The sequence below is a fragment of the Salinisphaera sp. genome (assembly GCF_035690525.1).
Lineage (GTDB): Bacteria > Pseudomonadota > Gammaproteobacteria > Nevskiales > Salinisphaeraceae > Salinisphaera.
Genome location: NZ_DASSKM010000137.1, coordinates 1 through 3896, shown reverse-complemented (window position 1 = coordinate 3896; position 3896 = coordinate 1). Strand labels below are relative to the sequence as shown.

Annotated in this window: 5 protein-coding genes; all 5 read right to left on the bottom strand. The window is 59.7% G+C overall.

All coding sequences use genetic code 11. From position 1 onward, the window contains the following. Window positions 1-162, bottom strand: a 162-nt coding sequence (locus tag VFJ08_RS10600) for an ATP-binding cassette domain-containing protein (RefSeq protein ID WP_324997177.1), incomplete at its 3' end; no start/stop codon positions are given. A gap of 327 nt (window positions 163-489) precedes the next feature. After that, window positions 490-1257 carry an SDR family oxidoreductase gene (locus tag VFJ08_RS10595; RefSeq protein WP_349256989.1) on the bottom strand — a complete coding sequence of 256 codons (768 nt, stop codon included), beginning with the start codon at window positions 1255-1257 and terminating at the stop codon, window positions 490-492. A gap of 204 nt (window positions 1258-1461) precedes the next feature. Continuing rightward, window positions 1462-2292: a carbohydrate ABC transporter permease gene (locus tag VFJ08_RS10590; protein WP_324997175.1), complete on the bottom strand. Its 831-nt coding sequence runs from the start codon at window positions 2290-2292 to the stop codon at window positions 1462-1464. Next, window positions 2289-3131: a sugar ABC transporter permease gene (locus VFJ08_RS10585; protein ID WP_324997174.1), complete on the bottom strand. Its 843-nt coding sequence runs from the start codon at window positions 3129-3131 to the stop codon at window positions 2289-2291. Before VFJ08_RS10585 ends, VFJ08_RS10590 begins: the two co-directional genes overlap by 4 nt. A gap of 122 nt (window positions 3132-3253) precedes the next feature. Continuing rightward, window positions 3254-3896: extracellular solute-binding protein (locus VFJ08_RS10580; RefSeq protein ID WP_324997173.1), on the bottom strand; the 643-nt coding region annotated here is incomplete at its 5' end.

Genomic DNA, 3896 nt, shown 5'->3' with positions numbered 1-3896 from the left:
CAGGCCGGCGATCATGCGCATGGTGGTGGTCTTGCCGCAGCCCGACGGGCCGACCAGGACCACGAATTCGCCGTCTTCGGTGATCAGGTTGAAGTTTTGGACCGCGAGTTCTTCGGCGCCCGGATAGCGCTTGCCGACTTGATCGAGTTCTACCACTGCCATGGGTCTTTCCTCTAAAAGCTCTTTTGTCCGCAGATTCACGCAGATGAAAAGAAAGCCACTAAGTTAGAACAGCCCGCTCTTTTCCTTGAAGCCCGAGCCACTGGTGCGGCTCCAAAATAAAACGCGCCAATCGAACTGGCTTGCCTGCCTTCCCTATCTGCGTGAATCCGCGTTGATCTGCGGTTAATTGTCTTCCTGCTTATCTGCGTGATTCTGCGTCTATCTGCGGATAAATGTTTTTGCCTGTATTTGATCTGCGTAATCTGCGTAATCTGCGGTTAATCGTCTTCTTGTCTTTCGTTCGCGTTTATTCGTGGACGGTTCCAACTACCAGAGCGTATACCCGCCGTCGATCTTGAGAATCGAGCCGGTCATGAAACTCGATGCGTCGCTTGCGAGATACACGATGCTGGGCCCCAGTTCCTCGGGCGTGGCCGCGCGCTGCATCGGCGCATCGTCGATCCAGTACGGCTTGAACTTGGGATCGTCGACCGGCGCCATGTCGGTGCCGACATAGCCGGGCGCGATGGCGTTGACGCGAACGCCCAACGGCGCCCATTCGGCCGCCAACGACTTGGTGAGCTGGTGCACGGCCGCCTTGGACGCGTTGTAGGCCGGCTGCATCTGTGGGCGATTGACGATCTCGGCCGAGATCGAGCCCACATTGATAATATTGCCGGTGCCGCGCTCGGCCATGCGCCGGCCGACAGCCTGGCAGCAGTTCCACAGGCCGTGCACATTAACGTCGAAGATCTGGCGCCAGCCCTCGGGACTGACCTCCAACGCCGGCTTGTGCTCACAGATGCCGGCGTTGTTGACGAAGATATCGACCGGGCCGAGTTCCGATTCGATGGAATCGAGCATCGGCTCGATGGCGTTCACGTCGGTTACGTCGGCGCCCACGGCCATGGCTTTCCCGCCCTCTTCGCGAATCGCCGCGGCCACGTTCTCCGCTTTATCCACGCGCCGGGCGACGATAGCGACAGCCGCCCCGGCCTCGGCCAACGCATGCGCCAACGCCTCGCCGATACCGCCGTTGCCGCCGGTCATCACGGCCACGCGGCCGGTTAGATCGAATTTGGACATAACGGTCATGAATTGTTCCTAATGCGGTCTGCGCCGCTTCTGATTTTCAGTCCGCTGATGAAAGCGAAGACAGTTTGTCCGCAAATCAGCGTAATCTATGGATCAATGCTTTCTGCCTGTATTCGATCTGCGGATTCATGTCTTCTGTCTGTATTTAATCTGCGCAACCTGCGGATAACCGTTTTCCTTCGCTTCCCGCCCCTCAACATACGCTTATTTGACGGCGCCCAGCGTCAACCCGGTCACTAGCCAGCGCTTGACCAGCAGGCCGAACACCGCCATCGGGAGGACCACGATGGTGCCGATGGCCGTCAGCGCGCCCCAGTCGATGCCGCTCTGGGTGAGCACATTGGCGGCGGCGATGGGAATGGTCTGGGTGCCGGGGCCGGTAAACGTGGTGGCAAACGCATAGTCGTTCCAGGCGAATATGAAGCACAAGATGGAGGTGGTCACGATGCCCGGCTTCATCAGCGGCAGGGCGACCCGCGAAAAGACCTGCCATTTGGTGGCGCCGTCGACGGTCGCGGCCTCTTCGAGATCGCGCGGCAGATCGTCGAAAAAAGCAGTCATCAGCCAGATCGCGAACGGCAGATTGAAGCTCAAATAGGCGATGATCAAGCCGGTATAGCTGTCCAGCAGATGCAGATAGCGGAACATCAGATACAAGGGCACGATCACCGCCGCGATCGGCGCCATGCGCACGCTGATGATCCAGAACGACAGATGATCCTTGCCGCGCATCTGGATTCTCGACAGGCCGTAGCCGGCCATGGTGCCCAGCCCGACCGCGATCAGGGTCGATACGCCGGCCACGATCACGCTGTTGATGACGTTCTGCCAGAGATTGTTGCCGCCGGAGAACAAATTAACGTAATGCACTAACGTCGGCGAAAAAAGAAAACTCGGCGGGCTGTTGGTGATCACGGTGTTGGGCTTGAACGAAGACAGCACCATCCAGATGACCGGCACCAGTGACCAGACGAGCATCAAGGCGATGAGCAGCCCGCGGACGATCCCGGCCAGGCGATGAGACATATTGTTCATAGCGTCGCCTGCCGTCGTTTGAACACCTGCACAAAAATATTGGCAATAATGATCGAAAACACCAGCATGGTCAGCCCCACCGCGGCCGCATAGCCGAGATTGAAGAAGCGGAAAGCGATGTCGTACAGCCGGATCGGGATGATCTTGGTCGAATCCGCGGGGCCGCCGTTGGTGGTGATCAGAATGATGGCGAAAAAGCGAATCGCGTCCATCGAGCGGATCAGCAGCGCGACCAGCAGAATGGGCAGAATCGAGGGCACCACGATGGACACCAGCTTGCGCCAGTAGCTGGCGCCGTCCACCTCGGCGGCTTCGAGAATATCGTTGGGCACCGCGGTCAGGCCGGCGAGTACGATCAGCGCGATCAGCGGCGACCATTCCCAGACATTCATGCCGATTACCGCGACCAGCGCCGGGCCCACGCTGCCCAGAATATTGCCGTCGTAGAGGCCGAGCACGGACAGCACCCACGTATACAGGCCGAAGCCGGAATTGAGCAGGAACCGGCCGAGCAGCCCCACGATGACCGGGGCGATGAACATCGGGATCAGCACCAGCGACAGCACGAGATTGCGCGCCCGGATCATGCTGTGGATCAAAAGCGCCATGGCGGTGCCAAGAACGAGCTCGATGCCCACCGTGGCCGCGAAGTAGATAATGCTTAAAATCCAACTCGAACCGATCTGCGGGTCGCCGAACAAGTGCCGCCAGTTTTCCAGCCCGATAAAGGAAAACGACAGCCCGCCGATGAGCCCGACCTTGCTCAGGCTCATCCAGATCATCATGAACAGCGGAATGAATGAAATGGCGGCGAGCAGGAACAGAGCTGGCGACATCATCGCCAGCTCAAAACCCCGCCGCGGCTTGTGTACCGGAGCGCCCACGGGCGCCACACGCTGTTTGCTTTCGCGTTGCGGTGGGCCCGTTGACTCCAGTGATTCTGCCTTATCGGCCATAGTCGCTACGCACCCGTGGCTTCGTCGATCTCGCTCTTGGTCGTCTTCATCGTCTGCTCAGGCGACATCTGGCCGGCCAGCATTTTCGACAGGTTGGTGAAAATTGCGCTATCGCACTGGTTCCAGGAAGAAATCTTCGGCCGCAGCCCGATATGGTCCGGATCCCAGGCGATTTGCATGGTGTCCGCGGTCAGCATGTTCGGCATATGGGTCGGGCTCGGATGCGCAACCTTGGAACTGTTATACACCGAAGTACGGGTCGGCGTGCCGCCGCCCAGTTTCAAACCCTCGATCTGGGTTTGTGGCGCGGTGGCCCAGACCAGAAACAGCCAGGCAGCCGTTTTTTCCTTGCCGCTGGCGTTGCCGTTGATGCCCACCCCGGAACCGCCGTACAGATTGGCGCTGCGCGCCGGGCCGGTGGGCAGCGGCGCGTAGCCGATCTTGCCGGTCAGATCGCCGGACTCGAGCGAACCGGCGAATTCGTGCCACTCCGGCATCATGGCGATCCGGTGGTTCTTGAAGGCGTTGGCCACGCCGGTCCAATCCCAACTGGTGCTGCCGGGATCGGCGATCTTGAGCAGCTTTTGGTAGAACTTGGCGGCTTGAATGGCCGGCTTCTGATCAAGCATGCAAGGACCGGGGTCGGCG

Coding starts and splice junctions, on each gene's coding strand:
- VFJ08_RS10595 (WP_349256989.1), bottom strand. CDS start 1,257: ATGACCGTTATGTCCAAATTCGATCTAACCGGCCGCGTGGCCGTGATG.
- VFJ08_RS10590 (WP_324997175.1), bottom strand. CDS start 2,292: ATGAACAATATGTCTCATCGCCTGGCCGGGATCGTCCGCGGGCTGCTC.
- VFJ08_RS10585 (WP_324997174.1), bottom strand. CDS start 3,131: ATGATGTCGCCAGCTCTGTTCCTGCTCGCCGCCATTTCATTCATTCCG.